Annotated in this window: 14 protein-coding genes; 1 reads left to right on the forward strand and 13 read right to left on the reverse strand. The window is 63.4% G+C overall.

Annotated elements, in window-relative coordinates; genetic code table 11:
- Positions 1-26: 26 nt before the first annotated feature.
- The 13 genes from K0F86_RS03255 to K0F86_RS03315 all read right to left on the reverse strand — a co-directional run bounded on the left by K0F86_RS03255 (position 27) and on the right by K0F86_RS03315 (position 11,514).
- Positions 27-815: an AraC family transcriptional regulator gene (locus K0F86_RS03255; protein WP_219132894.1), complete on the reverse strand. Its 789-nt coding sequence runs from the start codon at positions 813-815 to the stop codon at positions 27-29.
- Between the two features lie 2 nt (positions 816-817).
- Entirely contained in the window at positions 818-2,281 is a 1,464-nt protein-coding gene (gene rng / locus K0F86_RS03260) for a ribonuclease G (RefSeq protein ID WP_034747098.1), read from the reverse strand.
- 41 nt (positions 2,282-2,322) lie between these two features.
- On the reverse strand, positions 2,323-2,943 hold the full coding sequence (locus K0F86_RS03265) for a nucleoside triphosphate pyrophosphatase (protein ID WP_141170572.1): 621 nt from the start codon (positions 2,941-2,943) through the stop codon (positions 2,323-2,325).
- A gap of 8 nt (positions 2,944-2,951) precedes the next feature.
- On the reverse strand, positions 2,952-3,422 hold the full coding sequence (gene rlmH, locus K0F86_RS03270) for a 23S rRNA (pseudouridine(1915)-N(3))-methyltransferase RlmH (RefSeq protein ID WP_034747108.1): 471 nt from the start codon (positions 3,420-3,422) through the stop codon (positions 2,952-2,954).
- 6 nt (positions 3,423-3,428) lie between these two features.
- A complete protein-coding gene (gene rsfS, locus K0F86_RS03275) occupies positions 3,429-4,112 on the reverse strand; it encodes a ribosome silencing factor (RefSeq protein WP_219132895.1) in 684 nt (227 codons plus the stop codon).
- Positions 4,113-4,796 carry a nicotinate-nucleotide adenylyltransferase gene (locus K0F86_RS03280; RefSeq protein ID WP_219132962.1) on the reverse strand — a complete coding sequence of 228 codons (684 nt, stop codon included), beginning with the start codon at positions 4,794-4,796 and terminating at the stop codon, positions 4,113-4,115.
- A complete protein-coding gene (gene hemF, locus K0F86_RS03285; protein ID WP_219132896.1) occupies positions 4,781-5,695 on the reverse strand; it encodes an oxygen-dependent coproporphyrinogen oxidase in 915 nt (304 codons plus the stop codon). Before hemF ends, K0F86_RS03280 begins: the two co-directional genes overlap by 16 nt.
- Positions 5,696-5,796: 101 nt before the next feature.
- Positions 5,797-6,600, reverse strand: coding sequence for a hypothetical protein (locus K0F86_RS03290; protein WP_219132897.1), 804 nt, complete (start codon positions 6,598-6,600; stop codon positions 5,797-5,799).
- Positions 6,597-7,244: a hypothetical protein gene (locus K0F86_RS03295; protein ID WP_219132898.1), complete on the reverse strand. Its 648-nt coding sequence runs from the start codon at positions 7,242-7,244 to the stop codon at positions 6,597-6,599. Before K0F86_RS03295 ends, K0F86_RS03290 begins: the two co-directional genes overlap by 4 nt.
- A gap of 16 nt (positions 7,245-7,260) precedes the next feature.
- Entirely contained in the window at positions 7,261-8,535 is a 1,275-nt protein-coding gene (locus tag K0F86_RS03300; RefSeq protein WP_219132899.1) for a hypothetical protein, read from the reverse strand.
- 83 nt (positions 8,536-8,618) lie between these two features.
- The gene (locus K0F86_RS03305) at positions 8,619-9,320 is read right to left on the reverse strand and encodes a hypothetical protein (protein WP_219132900.1); all 702 of its coding nucleotides are present in this window, start codon (positions 9,318-9,320) and stop codon (positions 8,619-8,621) included.
- Positions 9,321-9,446: 126 nt separating this feature from the next.
- A complete protein-coding gene (gene purD, locus K0F86_RS03310; protein WP_219132901.1) occupies positions 9,447-10,715 on the reverse strand; it encodes a phosphoribosylamine--glycine ligase in 1,269 nt (422 codons plus the stop codon).
- Between the two features lie 73 nt (positions 10,716-10,788).
- Complete coding sequence (locus K0F86_RS03315; RefSeq protein ID WP_010401062.1) at positions 10,789-11,514, reverse strand: YebC/PmpR family DNA-binding transcriptional regulator; 726 nt, start codon at positions 11,512-11,514, stop codon at positions 10,789-10,791.
- 217 nt (positions 11,515-11,731) lie between these two features.
- On the opposite strand from K0F86_RS03315, the gene K0F86_RS03320 reads away from it, so the two are divergent.
- Positions 11,732-14,215: an alkaline phosphatase gene (locus K0F86_RS03320; RefSeq protein ID WP_257571962.1), complete on the forward strand. Its 2,484-nt coding sequence runs from the start codon at positions 11,732-11,734 to the stop codon at positions 14,213-14,215.
- Positions 14,216-14,266: the final 51 nt, after the last annotated feature.

Below are 14,266 nucleotides of genomic sequence, written 5' to 3' on the forward strand. Positions count from 1 at the left end.
CTGTATTGAAGAAAATTGCGGGCGCCTTAGCTGCCCCGGTCGCGATAGCGCCCCGGCGTGATACCCGCATGCGCCTTGAAGACGCGTTGCAGATGGCTCTGGTCGGCAAAGCCCAGCTCATGCGCCAGTTGAGCCAACGCTGCCCCCGTCTGCAAGCGGCTGCGCGCGCGGTTGACGTGCATATTTAGCTGGTAGGCATGCGGCGTCATGCCCGTGGCGGCGCGAAAGGCGCGGATCAATTGATAAGGGCTCAGGCCCGCCGCTTGCGCCAGCTGCCGCAGGCTGGCCGAAGGCCGCGCCTGCAGCGTTGCGAGCACGGGCGCCAGCTGCAGCGGCAGCGGCTTGCGTTCCGAGGGCAGCAGGTCTGCACGGGCGCCGGCGCAATCGGCCAGGAACGCCAGCAGCGCCGCATTTTTTTCACCTGCGCTCGCCGTTGAAAACAGCAGCGCATGCATGGCGCAAAACTGCGCGTACAGCCGCGGGCAGTGCAACACCGTCGCCGTGTCGTCATCGAGCGCCGGCGCGTGTGCTTGCAGCCACTGCGCATCGAGATGCAGCATCTGGTAGCTCCAGACGGCGTCTGGCAGGGGATTGCAGGCGTGTACGCAGCCGGCCGGTACCAGCACCAGACTGCCATTGCCGAGGGCGACCTTGCCGTCTTTGCTGCCCGTAAAGATGCTGCCGCCAGCGTCGACGGCGCCAATCGAAAACGTGGGATGGCTGTGCGGCTTGTAGCAGGCCCGGCTGTGACAGGCGCGCCTGCTCTCCACGTGGGGCAGAGCCGGGTCGCGCCAGAAGAAGGCAGTGCCGGGCATGACTACATCAAAATGACGTCATACTGCTCCTGGTGGTAGGCATTTTCCACCTGCAGCGAAATTTTCTTGCCGATGAAATCACCGAGCATGGCCAGGTGCTGCGATTCTTCCTCTAAAAACAAATCCACGACTTCCTGCGAGGCGAGGATGCGGAATTCGCGCGGGTTGAACTGTTTTGCCTCGCGCAGCAGTTCGCGCAGGATTTCATAGCAGATGGTGCGCGAGGTTTTCACCTGGCCCTTGCCGGCGCAGGCGGGGCACGGTTCGCACAGGATGTGGGCCAGCGATTCGCGCGTGCGCTTGCGCGTCATTTCCACCAGGCCCAGCGGCGAGAAATTGCTCACCGACACCTTGGTGCGGTCGCGCGACAAGGTGCGTTTCAGCTCGGCCAGCACGGCGTTGCGGTGCTCGGCATTGTCCATGTCGATGAAGTCGAGGATGATGATGCCGCCCAGGTTGCGCAGGCGCAACTGGCGCGCGATGGCGTGCGCCGCTTCCAGGTTGGTCTTGAAAATCGTGTCGGCGAAATTGCGCCCGCCCACAAACCCGCCCGTGTTGACGTCGATGGTGGTCATCGCTTCCGTCTGGTCGACGATCAGGTAGCCGCCCGATTTCAGGTCAACGCGGCGGCCCAGGGCGCGCAAAATTTCTTCTTCCACGCCATATAAATCGAACAGTGGGCGCTCGCCCGTGTAGTGCTGCAGCCGCGTCAGTTCGCTGGGCGTGTAGATTTCCGCGAATTCGCGCAGTTTCACATAGTTTTCGCGCGAGTCGACCTGGATGGTGGCCGTTTCATCGCCGACGAAGTCGCGCAGCACGCGTTGCGCCAGGCTCAAATCCTGGTGCAGCAGGCTGGTGGCGGGACGCGTGCGCGCGCCGTGCGTGATCGTGCTCCAGGTTTTTCTCAGGTAGTCGACGTCCGCCTTCAGGTCCGCGTCGGATGCATCCTCGGCCATGGTGCGCACGATGTAGCCGCCCTTTTCATCGGGCGGCAGCAGGCTTTGCAGGCGCACGCGCAATTGCTCGCGTTCCGCTTCCTTTTCGATTTTCTGCGAGATGCCGATGTGCTTGTCTTGCGGCAGGTACACCAGCATGCGCCCGGCGATGGAAATCTGCGTCGACAGGCGCGCGCCCTTGGTGCCGATCGGATCCTTGATCACCTGCACCGTCAGCACCTGACCGTCGAAGAGGATTTTTTCTATCGGCGCCGGTGTGGCGTTCTGGCCGTCGTGGCCGCGCGCTTCCCAGATGTCGGCCACGTGCAGGAACGCGGCACGCTCCAGGCCGATGTCGATGAAGGCCGATTGCATGCCTGGCAACACCCGCACCACTTTGCCGGAATACACATTGCCAGCCAGGCCGCGCGTGAGCGTGCGCTCGATGTGCAATTCCTGCACGGCGCCCTGCAGGATGAGGGCGACGCGGGTTTCTTGCGGCGTGATATTGATCAGGATGTCTTCGTTCATGGAGGCGGGGAAGTGGAGGCAACGAATGACATCATACCCGATCAGGGCAGGGGCAAACCTGCCAGTCTTAGCAACTGTGCAGTTTCGTACAGGGGCAGGCCCATGATGCCGGAATGGCTGCCTTCGATATGCTCGACGAACAGCGCGGCGCTGCCCTGGATGCCGTAGCCGCCGGCCTTGTCGTACGGTTCCGGCGTGGCGCAATACGCGGCGATGGACGCGGGCGAGAGCACGCCGAAGCGCACTTGCGACACCTGCGTGCGCTGCTCGGCGAAGTCCTTGTAGTGCACGGCGATCGAGGTGAGTACCTGATGCGTGCGGCCCGACAGCTGCTGCAGCATCGCCACGGCCTCAAGGCGGTCGGCCGGCTTGCCGAGGATGATGCCGTCGATGGTGACGGTGGTGTCGGCCGCCAGCACGGGGCGCGGGGTCAGGTGGCGGCGGCGCACCAGGTCCCAGGCGAAGGCGGCTTTTTCATTCGACACGCGGGCGACATAGTCGAGCGCCGACTCGCCGGGAAGAACTTCCTCGGTGACGTCGGCGCCGCGCGGGCCGTCGCTGCGCAGCAGCAGCAATTCGAAATCGATGCCGATCTGGCGCAACAATTCGCGCCGGCGCGGACTTTTGGAAGCGAGGTAGATCTTGTGATCAGCCGTTTTCATGGGGGAGTTCAGACGCGGTGATAGGGGTGGTTTTGCGTGATCGACCAGGCACGATACAGCTGCTCGGCGAGGATCACGCGCACCACACCGTGCGGCAGGGTCATGCTGGAAATACGCAGCATGCCTTCGGCACGCGCCTTGAGCTGCGGATCGAGGCCGTCGGCACCGCCGATCAAAAAGGCGGTGTCGCGGCCATCCTGCTGCCACGCCATCAACTGCTGCGACAGGCCGACGCTGGTCAGGTCCTTGCCGCGTTCGTCGAGGGCGATGATGCGCACGCCCTTGGGCAGGACGGCTTCGATACGTTCGCGTTCCAGCGCCATCGCCGTAGCGGCGGTCTTGCTGCCGGAACGCTCCACCGGCTTGATTTCTTTCAGCACGATGCGCAATTCCGGCGGCATGCGCTTCGCGTATTCCGCGAAGCCCGTCTCTATCCAGGCCGGCATTTTATGGCCGACCGCAGCGATGATGAGCTGCATCGAGGCTTACGCTTCGACTTTTTTGATACGCTTGATTACGGTTTTTGCCGGTGCAGCATCGGCTGCCGGTTTGGCCGCGCGCGGGGTGCGCACTTTTTTCTCTGGCAGCGCTTTCAAGGCTTTCACGGCAGCCGCTTCGGTCTTGGTCGGTGCGATTTTCACGGTCTTGCCGACAGCTTTCGAGGCGGCTTTTTTCGCCGGGGCTTTCTTGGCGGTGGTTGTCGTGGATTTCTTCGCTGGTGTTTTCTTTTCGATCACAGGCGAAACTTCGACCTTGGCCTTGCTCGCCGCCAGATGGCCGCTGATTTTCTTCGGCTCGTCGTCGCCGGCTTTTTTCGGCGCGCGCTTGGCGGCACCGAGCTTGATCGGGGTGTCGCCCCAGATTTCTTCCAGTCGGTAGTAGGCGCGGATAGGCGCTTGCATGATGTGGACGATCATGTCGCCCAGATCGACCAGCACCCATTCACCCGTTTCCTCGCCTTCCATGCCGATGATCTGGCCGCCGGCGTCCTTGACCTTGTCGCGCACCGAGGCGGCCAGCGCCTTGGTTTGACGGTTCGAGGTACCGGAGACGATCGCGATGCGGTCGAACAGGCTGGTCAGGTGACTTGTTTCGAAGACGGCGATGTCTTGGCCTTTGACGTCTTCAAGGGCGTCAACGACGAGGGTTTGCAGTTTTTTGATGTCCATTTAGCTTTTGTATAAATTATGTTGTTCAATATAGTCTAGCACTAGCGGGGAAACAAGCGAGTTTGCCCGATTCCCCCGTTGTAATGCCGCACGTATTTCGGTGGCGGAGATATCCACCGCGAAGTCCTGTGCCAGATAAGTCAGACCGTGCGGCGTGTTGCGGATGCTGTCCAGCGACCCCAGGCGGCGCGAAAATTCGTCGGCGACCACTTGCGGTACTGCTGTGTCATTCAGCGCGAAGCCGGGGCGGGCCGCGACGCAGATATGCGCGTATTCAAATAATTGCTGCCATTCGCGCCATGTCGCGAGCCGCTGCAGCTGGTCGGCGCCCATCAGAAAAACGATGGAAGCGCGCGGCCCCAGCTCGGCGCGTACCTGGCGCAAGGTATCGATGGTGTAGCTGGCCTGGCCATGTTCGCTGCGCTCGATTTCCTGACGGTCGATCATCACGGGCAGGGGCAGGCCGGCAAAAGCCAGGCCGGCCATCTCGGCGCGCTGCTGGCCGGTGGCGCCCAGCTGACTCTTTTGCCACGGCGCGCCCGCCGGAATCACGCGCAGCTCATCGGCGTGCAGCAGGCTGGAAAAATGCGTGCCCAGCGCGACATGGCCCATGTGAACCGGATCGTAGCTGCCACCGAGTAGCGCCACGCATGCCGTACCACTTTCCTTCACGCCTGCAGCCAGTCGCGATGCACGAGGAAGTCAGTATACAACGCCGCTTCGGGACTGCCCGCTTCCGGGTGCCAGTCGTAGCGCCACTTGACCACGGGCGGCATCGACATCAGGATCGCCTCGGTGCGTCCGCCCGATTGCAAGCCGAACAGGGTGCCGCGGTCAAACACCAGGTTGAACTCGACATAGCGTCCGCGCCGGTAGCACTGGAAATCGCGTTCGCGTTCGCCGTAGGGCGTGTCCTTGCGCCGCGCCAGGATCGGCACATACGCGTCGACGAAGGCGTCGCCTGCGCTGCGCATCATCGCGAAGCTGTCGTCAAAGCCCAGGGCGTTGAAGTCGTCGAAGAAGATGCCGCCGGCGCCGCGCGCTTCGCGCCGGTGCTTCAGGTAGAAATAATCATCGCACCACTGCTTGAACTTCGGATGCAGCTCCGCGCCAAACGGCGCCAGCGCATCATGGCATACCTGGTGAAAGTGCTTCACGTCGTCCGCGTCGCCGTAGTACGGCGTCAGGTCCATGCCGCCGCCGAACCACCATACAGGTTCGCCATCGGCATTCACGGTGCTGAAAAAGCGCACGTTCATATGCACCGTCGGTGCGTAGGGATTACGCGGATGCAGCACCAGCGACACGCCCATCGCTTCCCATGCCTTGCCACCCAGTTCAGGGCGCGCGGCCGCGGCCGATGGTGGCAGCGCGGCGCCGGTCACGTGCGAAAAATTCACGCCGCCACGCTCGAACACATTGCCTTCCTCGATCAGCCGCGAAATGCCGCCACCGCCCTCGGGGCGCTGCCAGGCATCGGTCAGGAAAGGCTTGCCGTCCTGCGCTTCGAGCGCCTGCACGATACGGCTTTGCAAATCGAGCAAATAAGCCTTGACGGCCGAAGGAGAGGGAGTTGACGACATCGCGTGGGCCGACGAGGCCGAAATAAAAAAGTAAGGACGGATTGTACCCTGTTACGGATTTTTGTGATAGCAAAACCGGCGATGCTGTTGCCGGCCCTGCTTTACTGAGGCGGCTTGTCCTGTATTACCTGCACCTCGAATTGGGGCGCATCCGCGCCTGGCTGGCGGGCGCCCTCCACCATGCTTGCCGCGCGCTGTTGCAGGTCCGTGCGTTCGATCGTGTCGGCCGGCTGCGCCAGCGGTGCCACAGGCACTGGTTGCTCGCGCTTGAACCATGCGCGTCCTGCATACGTCAGCATCGTCAGGATCGCCAGCAGCAGTGCCGCAGCCATGATGGTGGAAGGGCGCGGGCGGGGCCGGCCATATTGAGTCGGCGGTTTGCCGGCGGCGTCGACGATCAGGCGCGCCAGTTGCGAGCCGTTCGCGCGCGTGCGCGCTTGCAGCTCCTTGTATTGCAGCGGCGATAGCGTGCCCTGTTTCAGCATGTGGCGCAAGGCCGTGACGGGCGTGGCGGCAAGGTGATCGGCCGGCAGGCTGTCGTGGGCGGCGTCGCGCTGCCAGGCGTTGATCAGGTTCTGCTGGTACAGCGCATCGACCGCTTGCCGGTTCACCTGCCGCAGCGCGGCGCTGGCCAGCTGCCGGCGTGGTTCATCGGCGGGCAGCTTGCGCAGCATCCTGAAAAAACGCTCCTCGGGCACCAGTTCGGCGCTCAGCAGCCAGGCCAGCGTCTTGATCTGGTCGGCATTCATCGCCAGTTCGGGCACATCGATGTCTTCGGCGGCGTTGTGCGCGCGCTGGATCTCAATGATCTGCAGCTCGGCCAGCGTATCGTCGTATTCGTCGCTGGTGATCAGGTCCAGTTGCCGCAGTTCGCCGAGCGGTTTGAGGCGCGGATCGGTGCTCATGGCCGCAGGCCTCCGGTCATAACACCGTAAAGCACGGACATCACCAGGATCATGCCCAGCACGATCAAGGCGCCTTTCCAGGCCGGTGGCCGCTTGTACGGGATGCGGTCGTGACCATGACGCAGCCTGGACGCTTCCATGATTTCGCGCGCCCGTGCGCTGCCATGTTCACGCACGTGCGCTTCCAGCGCCTCGAACTGCGCCGTGGGCAGGATGTCGTTGAGCACCAGCCAGCGCATGGCGATCCACGGCGTATACAACATGCGGTCGGCCGGCACCGCCGCGTGTGCGGCATCGCGCTGGAATGGGTTCAGCAAATCGAGCTCGTACAAGGCGTCGACCTCGCGGCGGTTGTAGTACCGCACCCCCTCTGCTGCCAGCGCCTGTTGCCGGGGTGGCAGTGTGGCCGCGCGCTTGTCGAAGTCATTCTTCGGCAGCAGATCGGTCAGCAGCAGCCAGCCCAGGGTGGTGACCAGGTCGGCGTCCTGCGCCAGTTCCGGCATGTCGACCGGCTCCTCGGGCGGGTGCAGGCGCTCATGGGCGGCGACATCGCGTTCCGAGTTGGCGTCGTCGAGTTCCTGCGCGGTGATCAGGCCCAGCTGGTGCAGCTGGTCCAGCGATGCGTGGGGCGGTTCGGTATGCATGAATTTACTCTTTTATTTACTCTTTTATTTTGGCCTGGCGCAGCTCCAGGGCAAATTGTGGCGTTACCGACCAGCCATTGCCGGCAGCGTCGCGTTGGAAGGTAAACTCGCCTTCCTGCATCACTGCCGTGCCGCCGTTGAGCATGCCCAGCAAGGCGTCATTGCGTTCGATCAGCAGGCGGCAGGAATAGACGCCCGGCGAGATTTCCTTGCATGGCGCCAGCGGTTCGATTTCGGCGATTTCGCGCGTGCGCTCCATCGATTGCGTCAGCGAAAACGCTTGCCGTGGCCGGGGCATGATGCGCGCACCATCCATGCCGTCGCGGAAAGCCTTTTCCAGCGCCTCGCGCCCCAGGGGCTTGGCTTGCTGGGCAAAGTCGCCATCCTCGATGGTGCCAAAGCGCGCCTGGACCAGCAACGGTTGCGCACCCGTATAGCTGATGCGGCTCTTGCTGCCGCTGTCGTCGCGCGCGACGGTATAGGCATAGCCCATCTTCTTGCCATCGAGTGCTATCGTGGCCAGGCAGCCACGGATATGTTGTGACGAGGCGTAACCGGCTTCTTTCACGTCGTGCAGGCTTGCTTTGCCCGTGCCTTCCGGCGCCGCCTTGTTGAGCATGCGTGTCATGGTGGTGAGCGTGTCGGTGGAGTCGCACTCGGGCACGGAATTGCCGCTCATCACATACCAGACCATGCCGGCCAGCGCCAGCGGCGCGCCGATCAGCCAGGCCAGGCGCGAGCCGGGAAACAAACCGTCGAGGACCACGCCGCGTACCGCCTTTTTATGTTCATCCTGGCGCGCTTGCGCATGCCGGACCACGCGCTTTGCATCGTCGCTGCCGCCGGCCTCGATGCGCTGCGCCGTGGTCTTGAACTGCGCGCGCGGCAGCAGCCCCACATGGAGCATCCAGTTCAGCGCTTCGCCCGGCGTGGGCAGCAGAACGTCGCCGGGCAGGTGCGGCAGCGCCTGTTGATAAAGCTCTGGCGTAATGATCGCTTCGTCGCGCAGATGATCGAGCGATTCGCGATTGAGCACCTCCACCACCTGCTGCAAGATCGACAAGCGCAGTGCCAGCTCGTCGCCGCTGAAGTGGCGCGCCACGCTCGACGACAGGCTCGTCACATCCTCGGACGTAACGATCTGGCGCCGGTACAACCACAGCAAGGTGTCGGGTAGCGGCGTACCGATGGCAAGCTGCGGCAAGTCGGGATGCGCCAGCGCCTGCTCACGCTGGCGGCGCGTGAGCAGCTTCAGCACATGCAGCGCCTCGACGGAAGTATGCGTGGACACGGGGAGATTGCTTGTCATCGGGAGTGGGTTTATCAAAATTTAAGATGATAAATTTTACAATGCAATCTCGTTTCCCCGGCGTACTATTGAAGTGGCGCCTGATCCAGTTCTGTCCTGAACTGGGGTGTGACTGACCAGTTCTTGCCATCTTTGCTGCGCTGGAAAGTAAAGTCGCCTTGCTGCAGCACCGAGACGGCCAGCACCTTTGTCGCGGCAGCTGGCGCAAGGTCGTTACGGGTCAGCAGCAGGCGGCAGGAAACCACGCCGGGCAATACTTCCTTGCATGGTGCCAGCGCTTCAATATCGCCAATTTCACGGTAGTGCTGCGGCGACACCACTGCGTTGAGGTTGACATGGTAGAGCGGCTTGCCGCGCAGTGCATCCATGCCGGCCAGTACCGCCTTCTTCAGCCCGTCGCGCCCGATGGGCTGGCCCTGCTGCGCAAAGCCGCCATGCCAGGCGATGTCGGCAAAGCGCGTTTGCACGATGCCCGGATGCGCGTGGTCATACTCCGGGCGGCTTTTGCGGCGGCCTTCCACACGCGAAATGGTCCAGGCGTATTGCAGCGGCTTGCCGTCCTCGATGACGGTGGCCAGGCAGCCACGGGTTTTTTGCGACCAGGCATAGCCGGCCTGCTTGACATCGTGCAGGCTGAATTTGCCATCCGTGACCGCGGCCACGGTTTGTCTGGTGTCGCAGCGTGGTATGGCATAACTGCTGAACCAGTACCAAGCCAGGCCGGCAACGAGCAGCGAGGCAAGCGTCAGCCACGCGAGGGGGCTCACCGGGGCATCGTTGTCTGGTGCGGCAAGGCCGGTTGGTATGCTCATGGCGGGGAATGGAGGTGACAATCAAAACGGGCCGGGCGGATGCATTCCGCGCCGGCCCGTCGTGTGATCGCTATGGAGCGATCAATGCTTCAAACCGCGCCAGCCGATGTCGCGGCGGTACTGCGCGCCGTCGAAATGGATTTTTTCCACCGTTTCATATGCCTGCTTCTGCGCCATCTTGATGCTGTCGCCCAGGCCCACCACGCACAGCACGCGGCCGCCATTGGTGACCAGGCGCTCGCCCTCGATGCGGGTGCCAGCATGGAAGGTGACGGCATCGACGGTTTCGGCCGGGATGTCGCCGATCGGCGTACCCTTGACGGGATCGTCCGGGTAGCCGGCGGCGGCCATGACGACGCCGACAGCCGTGCGGCGGTCCCATTCCAGTTCCACCGCATCGAGCGTGCCGTTGACGGCGTGTTCCATGACGGTGACCAGGTCTGTTTTCAGGCGCGCCATGATCGGTTGCGTTTCCGGGTCGCCCATGCGGCAGTTGAATTCCAGCGTCTTCGGCGTGCCCTTGTCGTCGATCATCAGGCCCGCGTACAGGAAGCCCGTGAACGTGATGCCATCCTTGGCCATGCCCTGGATGGTTGGGACGATGATTTCGCGCATGACGCGCGCATGCATGGCCGGCGTGACGATGGGGGCCGGCGAATACGCGCCCATGCCGCCCGTGTTCGGGCCCTGGTCGTGGTCCTTCAGGCGTTTATGATCCTGGCTGGTGGCCAGCGGCAGGATGTTCTTGCCATCGCACATGACGATGAAGCTCGCTTCTTCGCCGGCGAGGAATTCCTCGATGACGATGCGCGCGCCGGCGTCGCCGAACTGGTTATCGGACAGCATCATGTCGACCGCCTGGTGCGCTTCTTCCAGGGTCATGGCAACGACCACGCCCTTGCCGGCGGCCAGGCCGTCAGCCTTGATGACGATGGGCGCGCCCATGGCGTCGATGTAGGCATGCGCGGGCGCGACGTCGGAAAACGTCTGGTAGGCGGCCGTCGGGATGCCGTGGCGCTGCATGAAGGCCTTGGCGAAGTCTTTCGACGATTCCAGCTGCGCCGCTTCTTTCGTCGGGCCGAAGATTTTCAGGCCGCGCGAGCGGAACAGGTTGACGATGCCCGCTGCCAGCGGCACTTCCGGGCCGACGACCGTCAGGCTGATGTGTTCCTGCTGAACGAAGTCGGCCAGCAATTGCGGGTCGCTGATGTCGAGATTGACCAGGCGCGCATCGCGCGCGGTGCCGCCGTTGCCCGGCGCGACATACACCATCTGTATGCGTTCGGACTGGGCCAGTTTCCAGGCCAGGGCGTGTTCGCGGCCGCCAGAGCCGACTACCAGAATTTTCATAGGGACCGTTCGTTCAAGGTGGGTTGCAGGGCGGCGGTGCCGCCCTTGTGTGCAGAGTGATTAATTCTCTAGATTAATTCTCTATTAACGCGTTGGTGAACACTTCCTGGACATCGTCCAGCAGCTCCAGCGCATCGATCAGCTTTTGCATCTTGATGGCGTCGTCGCCCGCGTACACGGTTTCCGTCGCCGGCTTCATGATGACTTCGGCCACTTCGGCCTTGAAGCCGGCTGCTTCCAGCGCTTCCTTGACGGTAGCGAAATCGTGCACGGGAGTGAGCACTTCGAAGCCGCCTTCTTCATCGGCGATGACGTCGTCGGCGCCCGCTTCCAGCGCCGCTTCCATCAGCTTGTCTTCGTCGGTGCCCGGCGCGAACAGCAGCTGGCCGCAATGCTGGAACATGAAGGCGACGGAGCCTTCGTTGCCCATGTTGCCGCCATTCTTGTTGAAGGCGTTGCGCACTTCGGCCACCGTGCGCACCTTGTTGTCGGTCATGCATTCGACGATGACGGCCGCGCCGCCCACGCCGTAGCCTTCGTAGCGCACTTCTTCATAGTTGGCGCCATCGACGCCGCCGCTGCCGCGGTTGATCGCGCGCTGGACGTTGTCTTTCGGCATATTCGCGTCAGCCGCCTTGTCGACCGCCAGGCGCAGGCGCGGATTGGTGATGGCGTCGGCGCCGCCCATGCGGGCCGCGACCGTGATTTCCTTGATCAGGCGCGTCCAGATTTTGCCGCGCTTGGCATCGGTGGCAGCCTTTTTATGCTTGATATTGGCCCATTTGCTATGTCCTGCCATGTCGAATGTTCCTTAGACGGGGGTTCAATTGTGGCCGACATTTTAGCATATCGGCCCCCGGCCAAGCGGCATCGGCCCGTCATCAAGCCGACACATTTTGTTGTTAAAGTGACGCGTTTTCATCTTATGCATCATCTGATGCGGCTGCGCGTGCACGAACTCGGGCATCATCCCATCACCTCCACTCATAACCAAGATTAATAAAGGGCGAGACATCATGGCAAGTCAAATGGACAGGCGGCAATTTCTGAAATTGGGCGGCTTCATCACGGTTTCCGTGGCCACCGTCGGCCTCGCCGCCTGCGGCAGCACCGATTACAGCGACCCTGGCGTGCCGCTGGCCTCGGGCAGCGACTGGAAATTCCCGCAAAGCGTGGCCTCGGGCGATCCGCGCGCCGACAGCGCCATGCTGTGGACGCGCGTCGTGCCCGCCAGTTTTGACGCCGTCGCGCCCGCCGTTGCCGGCAAGTCGGACGTGGCCGTGCGCCTGATCGTCAGCGCCAGCGACAATACGGCCGCCCTGGGCGGCAATACGGCCCTGGCCGGCACGCCGATCGTCGACGCCAAGCTGCCATTGAAAGCCGATTTCGACAATACGCTGCGCCACAAGGTGACGGGATTGCAGCCGGGCCAGGTGTATTTTTACCAGTTCATCGCCGGCGACGTGCGCTCGAACGTGGGCCGCTTCAAGACGGCGCCTGCCGCCACGGCCGACGTGTCGCAGCTGCAGTTCGCCTACCTGACGTGCCAGGACTGGAGCATCAACCACTGGGGCGCGCTGTCGCACATCGCCGCCAACGAAACGCTCGATTTCATCGTCCACCTGGGCGACTACATCTATGAAACGGTGGGCGAGGCCTTCCAGAGCGGCGCCGTGGAAAGCCGCCACGACCAGTTGAAATTGCCGGACGGCACGTATAAAAGCGGTACGTCCGGCGCGAAGTACGCCACCACGGTCGCCGATTACCGCTACCTGTACAAGAAATACCGCACCGATACGCGCCTGCAAGCCGTGCACGAGCGCTTCGCCTTCATCGCCATCTGGGATGACCATGAATTCACGGACGACGCCTGGCAGGACGCTTCCACCTATGAAGGCATCGTGGCCGCCGACGGCAGCGATTTGCACCAGCCGGCCCGCCGCCGCAGCGCCAACCAGGCGTGGTTCGAATACATGCCGGCCGACGTCACGTTCGATAGCGCCGCGACAACGTTCCAGAACATCCAGATCTACCGCGATTTCCAGTTCGGCAAACTGATGCAGCTGGTGATGACGGACGAGCGCCTGTACCGCGCCGACCACGCGATCGCCGAATCGACCATCAATCCGGCCACGGGCAAGCCGCTGGGCAGCATCGGCAGCCGCTACCTGGTGCCGCAACAGCTGTTCGACAGCGTCGAGGGACAAAAGATGGCCGCCGCCACCAAGGCCGGTGGCGATCCGCTGGCCGCCGTCGGCATGCTGGGCTCGACCCAGCGCGACTGGTGGAAGGGCAAGATGAAGGCGGCCACGTCGACCTGGAAGCTGTGGGGCAATGAAGTGTCGCTGCTGCGCATGGGCTTGAATGGCACGGATGCGATTGCCACCTTGCTGGCGTTGAGCGCCATGTCGAACGTGGGCAAGGCCATCGCCAGCACCCTGCCTTTGGTCGGCGGCAGCGTGCCGCTGGCGTCCGCCATCGTGGCTGCCTCGACGGCGGGTGCATCAACGACCGTGGCGCAGGCGGCGGCCATGGCCATCGCCGCTGCCGCCGCCAATGCCAGCGCGCAGGGCGCCGCAGCCGTGGGCGCCGGCTTGAGCGCGGCCCAGGCCGGCATCACGGTGGCCGCCTACAACAGTGGCTCGCCGGTCGCCGCCGCGCAAGTGATCGCCTTCGGCTGGATCAAGCCCGACGTGCAGGCCAAGGGCGCCGCCTCGAACTTTGTCGCCGCATCGGGCCAGCAGGCGGCGCTGGCGCCGTTCTTCACGCGTTTCCTGCTCAATTGCGACCAGTGGGATGGCTACAACAGCGAACGCAAGAATTTGATGGCGCACCTGAAAAACAATGCCATCGGCAACGTGGTGGCGCTTACCGGCGATATCCACTCGTTCTTCGCTGGCACCGTCAGCGACGATTTCGACGCCGCTGGCGGCGGCACGCCCGTGATGGTCGACCTGGTCTCGGCCGGCGTCAGCTCGGATTCCTTCTTCAGCTACCTGAAGTCGGCCGCCGGCGCCCTGGGCGACATCGGCACCCTCGTCAGCTATCCGCTGGCCATTCCCGTCACGGGCCTGGGCACGGTCAATCTCGACGTCAACCTGCTCGACTACACCATGGGCAAGGCGGCGCCCACGGTCGACAGCCTGCTGGAACAACTGCGCGTGCAGCTGCGCGGCGCGCTGGCCGCCAAGGGCGTGCCGGAGGCGCAACTCGACGCGACGGTGGCGGCCGTGCAGGCGGGCTTGAAAGCAAGTACTGACTTCAGTGCGACCCTGCTGGGCCTGGCGCAACAATTGTCCGGCCTGGGCAACAATCCGTGGATCAAGCACCTGAACACGGATGCGCAGGGCTACACGGTGGTGACCTTGACGCCTGGCAAGCTGGTGGCGCAGTTCAAGCAGGTGAATAAACTGATCGGCACGGCGGCGCCGTCGAACGTGATTGCGCGGGTGACGACGGCGACGGTGACGGCGGGCGCGGCGGCGGTGGTGGTGGCGTAAAGGCGGGCAATGGTGGTGTTGTCGGGTTACGCCCTTTGGGCTAACCCGACC

Origin of the sequence: Janthinobacterium sp. UMAB-60 (assembly GCF_900095235.1) — a bacterium.
GTDB lineage: Bacteria > Pseudomonadota > Gammaproteobacteria > Burkholderiales > Burkholderiaceae_D > Janthinobacterium.